Origin of the sequence: Agrobacterium vitis (genome assembly GCF_013426735.1) — a bacterium.
Classification (GTDB): domain Bacteria; phylum Pseudomonadota; class Alphaproteobacteria; order Rhizobiales; family Rhizobiaceae; genus Allorhizobium; species Allorhizobium vitis_D.
Genome location: NZ_AP023272.1, coordinates 1,499,858 through 1,516,531 on the forward strand (window position 1 = coordinate 1,499,858; position 16,674 = coordinate 1,516,531).

General features: G+C 55.5%; 12 protein-coding genes. 9 read left to right on the plus strand and 3 right to left on the minus strand.

The annotated features are described in order from the left end of the window. Positions 1-28 precede the first annotated feature (28 nt). Positions 29-772 carry a tRNA (5-methylaminomethyl-2-thiouridine)(34)-methyltransferase MnmD gene (gene mnmD / locus H1Y61_RS06780; protein ID WP_180574114.1) on the minus strand — a complete coding sequence of 248 codons (744 nt, stop codon included), beginning with the start codon at positions 770-772 and terminating at the stop codon, positions 29-31. On the opposite strand from mnmD, the gene H1Y61_RS06785 reads away from it, so the two are divergent. From H1Y61_RS06785 to puuE, 3 genes are all read left to right on the plus strand, one after another. Beyond that, positions 771-2,024, plus strand: a complete 1,254-nt coding sequence (locus H1Y61_RS06785) for an NAD(P)/FAD-dependent oxidoreductase (protein ID WP_180574115.1) — start codon at positions 771-773, stop codon at positions 2,022-2,024. The genes mnmD and H1Y61_RS06785 overlap by 2 nt on opposite strands. Positions 2,025-2,425: 401 nt before the next feature. Next, entirely contained in the window at positions 2,426-3,133 is a 708-nt protein-coding gene (locus tag H1Y61_RS06790) for a DUF1045 domain-containing protein (protein ID WP_180574116.1), read from the plus strand. Positions 3,134-3,214: 81 nt separating this feature from the next. After that, positions 3,215-4,135: an allantoinase PuuE gene (puuE, locus tag H1Y61_RS06795; RefSeq protein ID WP_180574117.1), complete on the plus strand. Its 921-nt coding sequence runs from the start codon at positions 3,215-3,217 to the stop codon at positions 4,133-4,135. Positions 4,136-4,240: 105 nt separating this feature from the next. Here puuE and H1Y61_RS06800 read toward each other — a convergent pair whose 3' ends face one another. After that, positions 4,241-6,121: a sensor domain-containing diguanylate cyclase gene (locus H1Y61_RS06800; RefSeq protein ID WP_180574118.1), complete on the minus strand. Its 1,881-nt coding sequence runs from the start codon at positions 6,119-6,121 to the stop codon at positions 4,241-4,243. 590 nt (positions 6,122-6,711) lie between these two features. Here H1Y61_RS06800 and H1Y61_RS06805 point away from each other — a divergent pair. Both H1Y61_RS06805 and H1Y61_RS06810 read left to right on the plus strand, forming a co-directional pair. Then, the gene (locus tag H1Y61_RS06805; protein WP_174111473.1) at positions 6,712-6,879 is read left to right on the plus strand and encodes a CsbD family protein; all 168 of its coding nucleotides are present in this window, start codon (positions 6,712-6,714) and stop codon (positions 6,877-6,879) included. 183 nt (positions 6,880-7,062) lie between these two features. After that, positions 7,063-7,587 (plus strand): DUF992 domain-containing protein, encoded by a 525-nt coding sequence (locus H1Y61_RS06810; RefSeq protein WP_180574119.1) that lies wholly within the window; start codon positions 7,063-7,065, stop codon positions 7,585-7,587. A gap of 133 nt (positions 7,588-7,720) precedes the next feature. Here the strand turns inward: H1Y61_RS06810 and H1Y61_RS06815 are convergent, their stop codons facing one another. Beyond that, positions 7,721-8,767, minus strand: coding sequence for an NAD(P)-dependent alcohol dehydrogenase (locus H1Y61_RS06815; protein ID WP_071203741.1), 1,047 nt, complete (start codon positions 8,765-8,767; stop codon positions 7,721-7,723). Positions 8,768-8,990: 223 nt separating this feature from the next. On the opposite strand from H1Y61_RS06815, the gene uraD reads away from it, so the two are divergent. The 4 genes from uraD (at position 8,991) to H1Y61_RS06835 (ending at position 16,515) form a co-directional block, all read left to right on the plus strand. After that, positions 8,991-9,500, plus strand: coding sequence for a 2-oxo-4-hydroxy-4-carboxy-5-ureidoimidazoline decarboxylase (gene uraD, locus H1Y61_RS06820; protein ID WP_174111470.1), 510 nt, complete (start codon positions 8,991-8,993; stop codon positions 9,498-9,500). Between the two features lie 161 nt (positions 9,501-9,661). Next, entirely contained in the window at positions 9,662-10,096 is a 435-nt protein-coding gene (locus H1Y61_RS27155) for a hypothetical protein (protein ID WP_429923830.1), read from the plus strand. Positions 10,097-10,285: 189 nt separating this feature from the next. After that, on the plus strand, positions 10,286-11,320 hold the full coding sequence (locus H1Y61_RS06830; protein WP_174111469.1) for a glutamine synthetase beta-grasp domain-containing protein: 1,035 nt from the start codon (positions 10,286-10,288) through the stop codon (positions 11,318-11,320). A 1,190-nt stretch (positions 11,321-12,510) separates the two neighbouring features. Then, the gene (locus H1Y61_RS06835) at positions 12,511-16,515 is read left to right on the plus strand and encodes a non-ribosomal peptide synthetase (protein ID WP_180574121.1); all 4,005 of its coding nucleotides are present in this window, start codon (positions 12,511-12,513) and stop codon (positions 16,513-16,515) included. Positions 16,516-16,674: the final 159 nt, after the last annotated feature.

Genomic DNA, 16,674 nt, shown 5'->3' on the forward strand with positions numbered 1-16,674 from the left:
GATCCCGCCGATGACAGCGTATCCGACATCACGACGGCTCCGTCTTCGTCCCGCATAGCATCTCTCGTTTGCCGGCAAAGCCCGGGCGTCGCTCAACGGTGAAACCTGCGGCGATCAGATTGCGGCGTACGAAACCGGCGGCGGCATAGGTGGCGAAGCGGCCGCCGGGCGTTGTCAGCTGGTAGAGCCGGGTCATCAGCTCCAGCGACCACATGGCGCTGTTGCGGGATGGGGCAAAACCATCGAGATACCAGGCGTCGAATGGTTCGGCCCAGGCTTGCAGAGAGGCCAGCGCATCGCCGCAAACCACGATCAGCCGGGTCTGGGCGTCGAGATCGAGCTGGACTTGACCTTGCGGATCATCCGGCCAGAGTGCCAGCAAGCCTTGCCGCTCTGCATCGATTTGCGGCCAGCGCGACAGGGCGCGGTCGATATCGGCGCGCGCCATCGGATAAAGCTCAAAGGATATGAAGGTCATATGCCCGCTGGGAGGGCGCGTTGCCTGCCATTGACGCCAGGTTTCCATGGCGTTCAGCCCGGTGCCGAAACCCAGTTCGCCGATGCGGAAAGAAGATGCGTCGATCCAGCGCTGCGGCAATTCATTGCCTGCAAGGAAAACATGGCCGCATTCCAGGCGTCCATCGGTCTGGCAGTAAAAATGGTCGCCAAAGGCGGTGGAATAGGGCATATCGCCGTCCTGCCAGCTCAGCGGCTGGGTATCCGCCGTTTCGGCGTCAGGCATCGGATCGGGATTGGAAGTGGAGTGGGTCATGAAGACAGGCGATAGGACGGCTTCGGTCTCCGGTCAACTCTTGTCCCCAAAAGGCGCGTCCCATAGCCTCGCGGCAGATCTGCTGGTGGTCGGCGGCGGCATCATGGGCCTGTGGGCGGCGCGCTTTGCAACTCTGGCTGGGCTGAATGTGGTTCTGGTGGATGGCGGTCGGGTGGCGGGTGGCGCCAGTGGCGGGCTGCTGGGCGCACTCATGCCCTATATGCCGGACAAATGGGATCGCAAGAAACAGTTTCAATTCGATGCGCTGCTGGCGCTGGAAACGGAAGCAGCGTTGCTTGAGGCGGAGACCGGCATTGGCGTAGGGTATCGCCGGTCTGGGCGGCTGATGCCCTTGCCCAAACCGCATTTGCGGGTGATTGCCAAGCGGCATGAAAAAGACGCCGAAACCGCCTGGAAAACCGGTGACCGGCAATTTGCCTGGAAGGTTATCGATCACTCCCCCGCTGGCGATGGCTGGCCGGATATGGCTGTCACGCAAGCGGGTCTGGTGCATGATACGCTGGCGGCGCGGGTGTCGCCGCGTGGTTTGACGGCGGCGCTGAAGGCGGGCCTTGTCGCATCACCGCACTGCCGGATCATTGAGGGGGTGGCAGTCAGGGCCATCGATCCGGTCCAGCAATGGGCAGACTTGGCGGATGCAAACCGGATTGCCTTCGGCCATGTGATCGTTTCAGCCGGTGTGGGGAGTTTTCCACTGCTGGACGGGTTTAGCCCGACCGGAGTGCTGCCGCTTGGCATGGCGGTCAAAGGGCAGGCGGCATTGCTGAAGGCCGATGTCGATCCTGCGCTGCCGCTGGTCTATCTGGACGGCATTTATGCGGTGCCGCATGAAGGTGGGCATGTGGCGATTGGCAGCACCAGCGAAAACCGCTGGGATGCGCCCCTGACCACCGACGACCAGCTTGAAACCCTGATTGCCAAGGCCCGCCGACTGGTGCCGATGCTGGGCGACGCCGCGGTGGTGGAGCGCTGGGCCGGGTTGCGGCCCAAGTCGATAGACCGCGATCCCATGGTGGGGCCACATCCCGATCATCCCAGGTTGATTGCGCTGACCGGCGGCTTCAAGATCAGCTTCGGGCTGGCGCATAGCCTGGCGCAGCAGGCATTACGGCCGATTTTTGGTGGAGAGCTTGATATGCCTGATGGTTTTACGCTTGCCCATCATCTGCAGATCGCCTCCCGTATTGCTGATAAAGCCGTGGAACCGCCGTTGGAAAACCCGGTCGGTTGATAAACCGGTCTTGATATTGCTTTTAAAAATATTTCAAGCGTCGAGCCTTGCGTAATCCGAGGTCGCTTCTCATCACCCTCCTGTGATCTCGCGTAAAAAGTGAACCTGATGCTCGGTCACTTTCGTCATAGTGTCATGCAAATCCCCTATCTGACTGCGCATGCGGGCTGTCGGTCATGGTCGATTCGATTGTTTTGCATGACAGCGCCATGCGTTTGGCAGAATGCAGGCAAGGCGTTGTATCGATTTGAATGCGTTGCATAAATCTACAAATCCATCGGGTTTAAGGATGCGTGTGACAGGATCAGTTTGGTCGAGCATGCCGTAATGCAGTCATTATAAGATTTGCAGCGTTCCTGGCGCGTCTTTGCAGACGCTCGTCGCTGCCGGAGGTCACCCGCATGCGATATTCAATTTGCTATACACCCTCTGCGCGTGACCCGCTGTCGCTTGCAGCCGCCAGCTGGCTGGGACGCAATGTCTATTCCGATGAGCCGGTCGAACATCCGGGGCTGGCAGGGCTTGGCCTGCACGAGATTGCCTTTCATACGGCCTTGCCGCGTCGAAATGGGTTCCATGGCTGCCTGAAAGCGCCGTTTGCCCTACATTCTGAGGTCAGCGAAGCCCAGTTGCTGCGTGAACTGATGCATTTCGCCGGCATTGTCGAACCTTTCACGCTGCCGGGACTGGAAGTAGCGAAGCTCGGTGATTTCTGCGGTCTGACTTTGACACATCCGTCCAACCAGCTGGACCGGGTGGCCGCGCTGGTGGTACAGAATTTCGACCGGTTCCGCGCGCCACTCAGCGATGCCGAAATTGAACGCATGGCGCCCGAACGGCTCAGCGCGCCGCAATTTGCCAATCTTTACCGCTGGGGCGATCCGCATGTGCTGGACGAATACCGTTTCTACATGCCCTTGACCGGGCCTTTGCCGCTCAGCCACCGCGATCGCCTGCATCAGGCGGCGGCTCACTATTTTGCGCCGCTGCTGCAAAACCCTGTCGTGTTTGCCAATCTGGCGCTGTTTATCGAGCGTGAGCCGGGTGCGCCACTGGTGGTGCATTCACTGCATCCGATGGGGCGGGTCTCGGCGCGCAAGATCGCCTGATCTCACGATGCTGCATGCCCTCTCGACAAAAAGGGCAGGGTTGCTTACCGTTTCTTGTCACAAGACGAGAAGGTAGCAGCTATGAAGACTGAAACTTACCCCCGCGATCTCATCGGCTATGGTCGCCGTACCCCCGATCCACGCTGGCCGGGAGAGGCGCGTGTGGCGGTGCAGTTCGTCATCAATTATGAGGAAGGTGGGGAGAGTTGCATTCTCGACGGCGACCCGGCCTCCGAAAATCTGCTGTCGGAAATTGTCGGTGCGGCGGCATGGCCCGGCCAGCGCAACCTGAACATGGAATCCATCTATGAATATGGGTCGCGTGCTGGCTTCTGGCGTCTGCTCCGGATGTTTACGGCCCTCAATATACCGGTGACGGTGTATGGCGTTACGCTGGCCATGGCCCGCAACCCGGACGCGGTGGCGGCGATGAAGGAGGCGGGGTGGGAAATCGCCAGCCACGGCTATCGCTGGCTGGAATATAAGGATTTCCCTGAGGAGATTGAACGCCAGCACATTCTGGAAGCGGTGCGCCTGCATACCGAGGTGGCGGGGGAGCGCCCCTATGGCATGTATCAGGGCAAGCCTTCCGACAACACGCTGCGGCTGGTGATGGAGGAGGGCGGTTTTCTCTATTCCTCCGACAATTATTCCGATGACCTGCCTTTCTGGGTGCCGGATCTGAATGGCAAACCGTTTCTGATCATTCCCTATACGCTGGAAACCAATGATATGCGGTTTGCCACGCCGCAGGGCTTCAATTCCGGCGACCAGTTTTTCACCTATCTGAAGGATGCCTTCGACACGCTCTATCAGGAAGGCGCGGAGGGCGCGCCGAAAATGATGTCCGTCGGTCTGCATTGCCGGCTGGTTGGCCGTCCGGGCCGGGCGGCGGCGCTGAAGCGTTTTCTGGATTACGTGCTGTCCCATGACAAGGTCTGGACGCCGACCCGCCTTGATATTGCCAAGCACTGGCACGCCCATCACAAGCCTGAATGGTAGCAGGGACAATAACAGAACAAGTTATGGAAGATGCCCATGCATCCTCGACTTGAATGCCCCGCATGCATCAAAGGCCCAAGATATCCAAAATGAGTCGCGACGGTCTCAGGCCGCCGCGGCTGACAAATTCTCATCGAAAGAGACGACTTTATTGCGACCGGAGTTTTTGGCCGTGTAGAGGCATTGATCGGCTTTCACAAACAGAGCTTCATCTGTCTCATCATGCACAGGTGATTGTTCTGCAACGCCGATGCTGACGGTCACATGACCCCAGGGCAGGTTTTTCTGGTGGATTATCTCCAGGGCGGCGATCCGTTGGCGGATCTCCTCGCCCACTTGGTGTGCCTGGCTTGCGGTTTTTCCCGGCAGCAGGATGACGATTTCCTCTCCACCGTAGCGCGCGGCAAGATCCGTTCCGGGACGGATTGCAGCGGCGATTTCGGTCGAAATTTTCCGCAGGCAATTATCACCCGGCAGATGACCATAGGTATCGTTGAACAGCTTGAATTTATCGACATCGACGACAAGCAGTGACAGGGGCGTACCCACTGTCCGTGCCTCGGCGGATAGACTTTTCAGCTGTCTGTTGAAGTGACGTTTGTTGGAAAGCTGTGTCAATTCATCCGTATTGGCAAGCCGATCCAGCTCTTCCTGCAAAAGTCTTTGACTTGTAACGTCCCTGGTTACGGCAACCATGCCGCTGCTGATATCGAAGCTGCGAACCCGGGTTATCACGGTTTCCAGCCAGGCGATCTCACCGGTTTTTTTAATCCTCGGGAATACAAGCCGTTCGATTGATGAACCGGCGGCAATGTTGGCGAGCGCCTCTGACCAGTATTGCCGGGCCTCGGCATCGTATTCGTCCAACACGCTGCGTCCGACAATCGTATCGGCCTCCACGCCGAGAACAGATTTGGCGGCTGCGGAAACATATTCGCGGATACCGTTGTCATCCAGTTTTTCGATCAAGTCGGATGAGGCATTGGCAATCAGGCGAAACTCCGCTTCCCGTGCGGCAATAATCATCTCGTCGCGGCGCTTCAACGCCCATTGCCGTCTCAAGCGGATGCCCAACGCGCATGCGACCATCAATGCAACGATAAAACAGATCCATCGGGGTTTGCTGATGTCTATCCAATACCACAGAATAGCTTTTTTGGAGACAGCGACAAGTACGGTGATCTGTGTATTGCTGCTTCTATAATAGCCAGAGGTTCTCAATATGCCGTCAAATCGCGATGTATATTGAAAATTTCCAATGTTGCTTGTCGAAATAGCGTTTCGGTACAAAGCTGAATCGGCGATGCTGGTGCCCATGGCCGTCGCATCCAGGGGCGCACGGACCAGAACCCGCCCGGCGCCATCCATCATCGCGAAAGCGCTGTTGTCCAGCATGTTGAAGCTGCGGAAAAACCGGATGAAGCTTTCGACATCAATGGTCGCCACCATGATGCCGGCAAATTGTCCCCGATCATCATTCATCCGCTGGGACAAGGTGATGAACCAGTCTTTGGCCAATGGACTTTGATAGGGTCCATCGACAAGCGGTTGCAGTTCCGTGGATGTTTGATGGGTCTTGAAATAACTGCGGCTGGAAAGATCGAGACCCGATGAAAACGGATCGGAGGTCGACTCAATCAGCCGACCATCCGGGCCGATATAGGCCAAACTGCGCAAATAGGGTGACGTCTTGATAAGCTCACGCATCCTGCGAACCAGGTCCAGGCTCTGCAAAACGCTTTTGCTGTTGTTTTCCTGCACTTCGAAGACCAGCCCAGCCAGAGGTTGCTTGGCCACTTCGATCACATCGTCCGTATGCTGGGCAATCGCTCTTGCTGTTTGCGCAAGATAAGAATTCATCCGCGACACCTGGGCCGTCCAGTTGGCAACCTCGGACCAGATCGTCAATGCCAGAAATATTGCAAGTCCACCCGCGATAACCAGATGTTGGGCGGGATTTTTCGATGCGATATGCATGACATTCATGGTCTAGTTTTCTCTTGCAGTAGATCAATATTATATTAAGAGAGCAATTATTAAAAAAATATTTCGCATTCTTTTAAACGTATAAAATGATAAAAATTTGAAATTTACACTTGGAAAATCATTTAAAAGCCAAAAATGTTAAAACAAGTTCAAGCAATTTCTGCGGGGAGAACCGTCCTGCGCTTACGGCATCATGCATTTTGCAAGCCGCATATGACGCTTTTAATATTTTGAAAATAATAGATAATTTCCTCCTTAAACCGCAATTGGTTCCGGGAATTATCCGGTGTTCTGCATGTGGCCGCGATCATAGCTTTCAAGTTTTGGATTTGATCCACAATCCTTCCTTCTTCATTCAAGATATAGTCTGTAAGAGATCGCCGCTTTCCCTATGGTTATGTTCAAACTCAACTTGTACATCGAACAGATGTGTCTGCATCCAACGGTAGGATCTGTACTATTTTACCCGCCTATAGCGAGCCAAACAATCTCAATTTCTTTTAATGACTGGTGAACAATTTTTCCGGCCGCACGTTTCACTGCCGGAACACCAACAACGGTCTTCCTTAATCAAGAGAAGGACGAAAACTATGGACAAGAATCGCATCGAAGGTGCCGCCAAGGAAGCCAAGGGCAGCGTCAAGGAAGCCGTCGGCAAGGTAACGGGCAGCAAGAAGCTCGAAACCGAAGGCAAGATGGACAAGGCCGCTGGCAAGATTCAGTCCACCGTTGGCAAGGCCAAGGATGCCTTCAAGTAAACGAATTATCATGCTCGAAGTCTCACGGGTTTGAAGATGCGCAGCATCATCGCCCGCAGGCGTTGTACGATAATAACGGTAGCCACGCCGCGTGGCTGCCGGTGAAACACATTCGGTCAAGGTGGATTAACACCTTGCGAAAGGGGACCGGAAACGGTCCGCAACAGCGGAAAGGAATGTTCGATGAGAACAGTTTTTGCTCTGGTCGCGGTGGCGGCGATGGGGGCGGCTTCGGTCGCCAATGCAGCAAATACCCATCACAATAGCACGCGTCACCCTGCCTCCCAGATGACGGCGACCCAGCCGAAGGAACGTTTGGGCACATTGTCTTGTGAGGTTGCAGGCGGCATCGGCATGTTGATCGGCTCGAGCCGAACAGTGACCTGCGATTTCCAGCAGCGTTCTGGCAAAGTCGAGCGCTACAGCGGTTCTATCGGCAAGCTGGGCCTGGATGTCGGTATTACCGGCAAGAGCTACATCCGCTGGATCGTTTATAACATTAATCCGACCACGACGCGCCAGGGCGCTCTGGCTGGTACTTATGTCGGCGCATCGGCACGGGCATCGGTGGGCGTCGGCCTTGGCGCCAATGCTTTGGTTGGCGGTAGCAACAAGAATTTTGGCTTGCAGCCGCTCAGCGCGGAGGCCGGAACGGGTCTGAACGTCGCAGCCGGGATTTCACGCCTGCAACTGAAGCCTGCTCGCTGATCTGATATTCATTTGATGCGAGGTTTTGTGCATCCCCCGGTCTTGGCCGGGGGATGTTTTTGTTCGCCGTTAGAGTTTGTCAGGGAAAAGTGGCCAGTTGGTTTCCCGAAAAGACAAACTGCAACAAGGGCGCCTAGGCGGCCAGCGTCGCCATATCGATGACGAAACGATAACGCACGTCGCTTTTCAACACCCGCTCATAGGCCGTGTTGATATCCTTGATGTCGATCAGTTCGATATCGGAGGTGATGCCGTGCTTGCCGCAGAAATCCAGCATATCCTGGGTTTCCTTGATCGACCCGATCATCGAGCCGGCCAGATTGCGGCGGGCGGGGATGAGCGAGAAGGCATGCACCGGAACCGGCTTTTCCGGCACGCCAAGCAGAACCATGGTGCCATCGACCTTCAGCAGGTTGAGATAGGCATTCCAATCGATATCGGCGCTGACGGTGCAGATGATCAGGTCGAAGGATCCGGCCAGCGTCTCGAAAGTCTTGGCGTCGCTGGTCGCATAGTAATGGCTGGCGCCGAGACGCAGGCCATCCTCTTTCTTCGACAGGGTCTGGCTGAGCACGGTGATTTCCGCGCCCATGGCCGCGCCGATCTTGACGCCCATATGGCCGAGACCGCCCATGCCGACGATGGCAACCTTCTTGCCCGGGCCAGCCTTCCAGTGGGCCAGCGGCGAATAGAGCGTGATACCGGCGCAAAGCAATGGGGCAGCCTTGTCGAGTGGCAGATTGTCCGGGATCGACAGGACATAGCCTTCCTTGACGACGATCGTGTCGGAATAGCCGCCCTGAGTTGCCGTCTTGCCGTCGCGGTCTACGCCGTTATAGGTCTGGACGAGGCCGGGCAGATATTGCTCGATATCCACATCGCGTTCCTGGCAATGAACGCAGGAATCGACGAAACAGCCGACGCCGACATGATCGCCGACCTTGAATTTCGACACGTTTGCGCCAACGGCGGTGACGACACCGGCAATTTCGTGACCGGGCACCATGGGGAATGCGGAATTGCCCCATTCATTGCGGGCCTGGTGGATGTCGGAATGGCAGACACCACAATATTTGATAGAAATCACCACGTCGTCATCATTGGGTTCGCGACGCTCAAAAGTGAAGGGTTCCAGCGGCTTGCTGGCGTCGGTTGCGGCATAACCTCTTGCGATTGGCATGCGGCGCTCCTTTTTTGTCATGGGGAGGAATGTGTAGAGAACAGTTTTGTAATTGGGAAGGGCACGAAAAAGCCGTTGGGAACGGCAGCCCGCTCCTTAGATAGGTGTCCGGCGGGTGTGTTCAACATCTACCGCGAATATTCGGCGGGCCTTGCGAAAATCCGGCTCTTTCCAACCCGTTGCATATTGGCTATCGATTGCAGATCAAAACAGGGGTGAGCCGATGCAGCGACAGGATTTCATTGAGCAATTCGGCGGAATATTCGAACATTCACCGTTCATTGCCGAGCGCGCTTTCGATGCCGGTTTTATTGACGAGCCCCTGACCGCCCTTGGCGTTCATGATGGAATGAGCGCGATATTTCGCACAGCAACTCAAGCCGAGCGGCTCGATGTGCTGCGGGCGCATCCGGATCTGGCTGGAAAATTGGCCATTGCAGGTGAATTGACAGAGGAAAGCCGCAGCGAACAGGCTGGCGCCGGGCTCGATCGCCTGTCCGAGGCTGAACATCAACGTTTTACAGCGCTCAATAGTGCTTATATGGAAAAATTCGGCTTTCCATTCATCATCGCCGTGAAGGGCCTGACGAAAGACGACATTCTGGCCGCATTTGAGGCCCGTATCGACAACAGCGTCGAAACGGAGTTCTCAACCGCCTGCCTTCAAGTCGAAAAAATCGCCCTCCTTCGGCTCGAAGCAATGCTGCCAGCCGAAAGTGTCGGTCAAGAGTGAGTGCCGGGCAGGAATGAGTGGGCCGCGCGTTTAAAGTTTGTCAGCGAAAAGTGGAACCCGGTTTTCCCGAAAAGACAAACGAAAACAAGACAGCTGAAGTATGTCTGGTTCACTGTGAACCTGACATACTCTGGCGCGCAGCCGAAACAGGGTCATGCAGCATGATCCTGCTGATTGTGGTGTTGCCAAACGTCACTGCCCAAGCGTCACTGCTTGAGCGCGTCTTCCGCCTCGCGGATCGCTGCCTCGTGATACCAGCTGGCGGCTCCGCTTTCGAGGATCACCTGCTTATGGAGAGTGCGCTCACGCATTTCACGCAGTCTTTGCGTATTATGTACTGGGAATTCGTAGATTTTTGCCGATTCCCGACCAAGGCCCGTTGTCATCGCTACTGCCCTTCGTTGTTCCTCGAGCTCCTCCGCCCGGATGAATCTCATAGCATTTTTTCAGCTAAAATGCACATAGAAAGTGCAGTTTGCCCAAAAATAAATCATCTTGGGCTGCTTTTTCACGCCATCGCTGCTATCCACCGGGCATTGCTGCCTTTTATTTTGCAAATGCGCATTGAGAAGGCGGTGGCATGTCGGTCAATCTGACACAAAACCGTTAAAAACCCGTGGCTTTTAAGGTGTTTTGAATATGCCTGGCGTTTTTTCTTCGGGTCGCAAGGTGGTTTTTGCGGGTTTGGCATGGTTCCTGCTTGTTATTTATCGACTCCCGGACCGCCGGAGAATCACCCCCAGGGTGCGCCCGATGCGAGGCGCTGGACTTATGAGAGATCGACAATGACCAAGTACAAGCTCGAGTATATCTGGTTGGACGGCTATACGCCGGTCCCGAACCTGCGCGGCAAGACGCAGATCAAGGAATTCGCTGAATTTCCGACCCTCGAACAGCTCCCCCTCTGGGGCTTCGACGGCAGCTCCACCCAGCAGGCCGAAGGCCATAGCTCGGATTGCGTGCTGAAGCCTGTTGCTGTTTACCCCGACCCGGCCCGCACTAATGGTGCACTGGTCATGTGCGAAGTGATGATGCCCGATGGCGTCACCCCGCATAGCTCCAACAGCCGCGCCACCATTCTGGAAGACGAAGGCACATGGTTCGGCTTTGAGCAGGAATATTTCCTCTATCAGGACGGCCGTCCGCTGGGCTTCCCGGAAAATGGCTATCCTGCGCCGCAGGGTCCTTATTACACCGGCGTCGGCTTCAAGAACGTCGGCGATGTCGCGCGCGAAATCGTCGAAGAGCATCTGGATCTTTGCCTGGCTGCTGGCATCAACCATGAAGGCATCAATGCCGAAGTGGCCAAGGGTCAGTGGGAATTCCAGGTTTTCGGCAAGGGCTCCAAAAAGGCCGCTGACGAAATCTGGCTGGCCCGCTACCTGCTGCTGCGTCTGTGTGAAAAATACGGCGTCGATGTCGAGTTTCATTGCAAGCCGCTTGGCGATACCGACTGGAACGGTTCCGGCATGCACTGCAACTTCTCGACCAAGTTCATGCGCGAAGTGGGCGGCAAGGACTATTTCGAAGCGCTTATGGCGGCTTTCGCCAAGAACTGGAAAGAGCATATCGACGTTTACGGTCCCGACAACCACCTGCGTCTGACCGGCAAGCACGAAACCGCTCCGTGGAACAAGTTCTCCTACGGCGTTGCTGACCGTGGTGCATCGATCCGCGTTCCGCACTCCTTCGTCAACAATGGCTATCGTGGCTACCTGGAAGATCGCCGCCCCAACTCGCAGGGCTGCCCTTACCAGATCGCTTCCCAGGTCTTGAAGACGATTGCAGAAGTTCCGGTTGCAAAGTCTGAAGCCGCCTGATCCTCTCTGCTTGCGCCCAGATTTGATCCATCGGATCTGGGCGCAAGCGCTCTTGATATCGTGTACCAGGACACTGTAGGCGCCGATGGTTCCTTGTCTTGAAGATGGTGTGAATATCTCAAGCCATTGATGTATTTGATTTTTCCTGAAGGGGAAGATGTGGGAGCATCTTCGGGCCTTCGTATAGGTGAATATCGGTGTGGTCTTCTGTGACCCTCGATTATTCGGTCAAAGCGCCGTTACGTGCTGTAATCAGTATTCAACGCTCAAGTGAATACGGTCGGGCGATTTTAAAATGAAGACTGCATCATTCCCCGATCCAGTACAGATTTAGCTCAATCTGTATCCACTTTAGATTATAGTGTTGTCTTGGAATCCCGGATTAACCCTAGAATTTTTAAGGCTTTGGCCTCTGTTGATGCATTAATAATATCAATCCTGTCTATATTGCTCGTGTATCGATCGAATATCGTGCTTGGTTTTTATTTTAAAATATCGTAATTTGATATATGCTAATAACGCATGAATTAGCTTTTGTGAAAATTGGCGAAAGAAATTGTTTTACTATTTAATATGAGGGGTTTTTACGTATAATAATTATCTTATGTCAAAAAAGTGATATTCTAACGCATTTAATTCCTGTCTATGTTTGTTTATGTAGATTTTGTGTTATTTATCTCTTTTTGAAGCACTATATCTGTCCGTTAGAGTGTCAAAATTGTTTCATCTTCGGTCTGTATACTTAATTGGATAGAAATAGAAATTTAAACGCGCATTTGTTGAATTTTCTACTTTTTGGCGATTAATTCGGCATTAAGTGCAAAGTCCATCCCCGTTCTGTTTCGTTGATTTTTACGGGTTATTGCAAGTCGGACACTTTACAAACGTGCCGTGTGCTGTTTTCATTGTCTCACGTTTTCAGGCTTGGGTGCCTGATTTGTATATAGTTTGTGAATTTTATAGCAAAATCTGTGTTCTTTTTATTCGTGATTGTATCGTTTTGCGACAATTTGGTTTTATTGCTTTGTATTTAAGTATTTCTAATTTGTGTTGAGCAGTTGAATTCATGACATGCTGATGTGCTTTATTTTGAGTGGCAGTTTTTGCGTTTCCTAGCATCGTAATCGTTTGATTGTGCTTGCTTTTTGATTGTTTTCTGGTTTTGGCCGATATTTCAGTGAGGTTTTTCAATGTCTTTTGTAGGCAGACATGAGCAGGTTTTTCCGGTTTCTCTTGCGCAGGCAGGCTTGTGGGTCAAACAAAAGGTAGCTCCCGCCGATCTGAGCTTTGTCCTTGCTGAATCCATCGAAATTCACGGTCCCGTTCATCCAGGACTGTTCTGCCAGGCGTTGCGCCGCTTGTCAGATGATGTTGCTGTCACACGGTCTCGCATCAAGGAAATCGAAGGGCAGCCGCATCAGGTTGTCATGGCGGCCTATTGCGGCGTCTTTGACGTGATCGATTTCAGCGGTGCTGACAATCCTGGCGCAAGCGCCATGGACTGGATGCGCAAGCAGATGTCTAAGCCGCTCGACCTTGCCAATGACAATCTCTGGGGGTCTTCACTTTTGAAGCTCGGGGCCACAGAATGGGTCTGGTATCATTGGGCACATCATATCATCATGGACGGGTTCTCTGGCGGCTTGCTGGCCCGGCGGCTGGCCGATATTTATTCGGCGCTGGCCCAGGGCAACCAGCCTGAGCCCTATGATTGCGGTTCTCCGCAGGAATTGCTGGAGCTTGAGCGCACCTACCGCGATTCGGTGCATTTCCAGCGCGACAAGGCCTATTGGTCGGAGCAGATGAAGGGTCTGCCGGAGCCGGTGACCTTGATGAAGAAGAAAGGCGAGCCATCCGGTGGCCTGTTGCGCCATACGACGGTCATCGATCGCCAGACGGTCAAGGCGCTTGCTGAGATCAGCCGTGGCTTTGGCGCCAGCGTGCCACAGGCCTTGATTGCCCTTGTCGCGGCCTATTACGCCAAGGCGACCGACTGCGAAGAGCTGACCATGGTCACCATGGTGACGGCCCGGATCAGCCAGACGATGCGCCGCATTCCGGGCATGACCGCCAATGCGGTTCCTCTGCGGTTTTCGATCACGCCGGACCTGTCCTGGCGCGAATTGACCGGTCAGGTTTCCCAGCAGATGAGCCGGGCGCTGCGCTATCAGCGCTATCGCTATGAGGATATTCGCCGCGATCTCGGCATGGTCCGCCAGGATGCGCAGATTGCCTGGCTGGGCGTCAATATCGAGCCTTTCGACTACGATCTACGCTTTGATGGACAGCCAACCACCGTGCACAACCTTTCGAATGGCACGATGACGGATTTCACCATCTTCGCCTATGACCGTGGTGACAATGGCGACCTGCGCATCGATTTTGATGCCAATCCGGCGCTCTATACGCTGGAAGAGCTGGCCGATCACGAGGCGCGGTTCACCCGCATGTTGAGAGAGATCCTCGCGACGCCTGAACAGCCCCTGCGCGATTTCAGCCTGCTGTCGAAGTGGGAGCGGCAGGAAATTCTCACCGACTGGAACGATACGTCCCATAAACTGCCGGATCAGACCTGGCCGGAATTGTTCCGAGCGCAGGCAGCCCGCACGCCGGATGCGGTAGCGCTATCCTTTGGCGGACGCCAGATGACCTATGGCGAACTGGATGCGGCCTCCGATCATCTGGCTGGCTATCTGATGGAAAAGGGCGCGGTACCCGGTTCTCTGGTGGCTGTGGCTGTGCCGCGGTCTGAAAACATGGTTGTGGCGCTGCTGGCAGTGCTCAAAAGCGGTGCCGCCTATCTGCCGCTCGATCCGGCTGATCCAGCCTCGCGGGTGGCGATGATCCTTGAGGATGCGCAGCCAGCCTGCGTTATCACGACAGAGGAAGTGGCGGGTAACCTGCCTGAGGCCACCGACAATCTGATCTTCCTCGACAAGCCCCTCGAGCGACAGGGACGCGATCTGCCGAAGGGGCCGTCGCTGACCGACACGGCCTATATCATCTTCACATCCGGCTCGACCGGTCGGCCCAAGGGTGTGGAAATTCCGCATCGCGGCCTGATGAACTTCCTGTTGTCGATGCAGGATCTGTTGAAACTGGACAGTGAAGACCGTTTGCTGGCCGTGACGACGATCTCCTTCGATATTGCAGCCCTTGAGCTTTATCTACCGTTGCTGGCAGGCGCGCGCACGGTGATCGCGCTGCGCTCGGAAGTGCGCGATCCGGCAGTGCTGCATGGGTTGATCCGCAGTGCGGGTATCACCATCATGCAGGCGACGCCGTCTTTGTGGCGGGCCTTGCTGGCCGATCATCATGAGGGTCTGACGGGATTGCGCAGTCTTGTCGGTGGCGAGGCGCTTCCTGCAGACCTCGCGCATAAAATGGCGCGGCTCGGCCATCCCGTTCTGAATGTCTATGGACCGACGGAAACCACGATCTGGTCCACCAACATGCCGCTTTTGGGCAGCGATCTCGACAGCGCGCCGATTGGCCGGCCAATCTGGAACACCCGCGTCTATGTCCTCGATCGGCATTGCCAGCCAGTGCCGCCCGGCTTTATCGGGGAGCTGTATATCGGTGGTGCGGGCGTGGCGAAGGGCTACCTGAACCGCCCGGACCTGACGGCGGAAAAATTCATGGCTGATCCTTTCGCAGGCGAAGGCGAGCGGATTTACCGGACCGGCGATCTGGTGCGCTGGCGGCGCGATGGCGTGCTGGATTATCTCGGTCGCAACGACCACCAGATCAAGATTCGCGGCTTCCGGGTGGAGCCGGGCGAAATCGAGGCGGCGCTTTCCGCCCTGCCGCAGGTGCGTGAAGCGGTGGTTATTCTGCGCGATGATCCGGGCCGCGAAAAGCGACTGGTTGCCTATGTTGTTCCCAGAGAGGGTGCGATAGGCGAGGGTGTATCGTTGGATGCTGCTGATCTTTCGGAGCGACTGGGCAAGGTGCTGCCCGTTCACATGATCCCGGCGGCCTATGTGGTGCTGGACGCTATTCCGTTGAATTCCAATGGCAAGACCGACCGTCACGCGCTGCCGGTACCGCAATGGACGGTGACGGAAGGCATTGCCCTGCCAGGGACCGATGCTGAAAAGCGGCTTGCTGCCTTGTGGTGTGAGATCCTCGGTCTGGAGCAGATCGGCATTCACGACAGTTTCTTCGTGCTGGGTGGTGACTCGCTGGCTGCCGCTGGAATGATTTCCGCCGTTCGCAGCCGATTGAAGGGCGAAATTCCCCTCGGTGCCGTGTTCGAAACGCCAACCATTGCCGCCTTGGCCGTGCATCTGGATGAGGCAAGCTCGGGTTCACCACTGATCGAGCCGGTGCTGGCCATCCGCGCCAAGGGCGAGCGCCCGCCGCTGTTCTGCATCCATCCGGTGCTGGGCCTGGGCTGGAGCTTCTTCTCGCTCGCACAACATTTGAGCGAGGATGTCCCGGTTTACGCCCTGCAATCGGATGGGTTGCATGATCTCACTGCCCTGCCTCGCTCTATCGAGGATATGGCTGCGCTCTATGTGCAGCGGATTCGCAAGATCCAGCCCCAGGGGCCATATCATCTGCTGGGCTGGTCATTGGGTGGGTTGATTGCCCATGAAATGACCCGGCAATTGCAGGCGGAAGGCCAGGCTGTGGCGTTCCTGGGCATGATGGACAGCTACCATTTCAAGCCTGCTGCCCAATTGCAGGACGATGCGACACTGGCGCGGGCAGCCCTCGGCTTCCTCGGATTTGATGAAAAGGCAGCGGGCGACAAGCCATCGCTGGCCGAGCTTGGCGATTTCGTGCTGAAAATGTTCGATACGGATAACCATGTTCTGCTGGAGCAGGTTCACCAGTTCGATCCGGATTTCGTCGAACGTGCCAAGGCGACCATCTTGCACAATCTGGAAATTGCCCAGCGCTTTACACCGGGCAAGATCGATGCCGATGTGCATTTCTTCCGTGCCGAACCAAGCGCGGGCAGCGATGCGCTGAACACCATCCTCAACTACGATGCGGAAACCTGGTTGCCGCATGTGGAGGGCAGGGTTTACCTGCGCGACATGACCTGCAACCACCACGACATGCTGAATATCGAACCGGCATCCCATATCAGCGCGGTTGTTCAGGCAGAGCTGCTGCGTGAATTCCTGGTCCTGCGTCGGCCCCAGACTGAGGTCAAGATTGAGCGTGTGTCGCGGTTTGCCTAATCCGACAAATTTTAGCATCGACAATTGAATTATCCCGCCCCGCGCTATCGCGGGGCGGGATAAAATATGGAAATCAGGTTTGCTGATTTGCTCCAATGGGTTACTGCTATCGAGATGAGCGGCATATGTCCGGGGCTCTAATGCTCATTATGACAATAC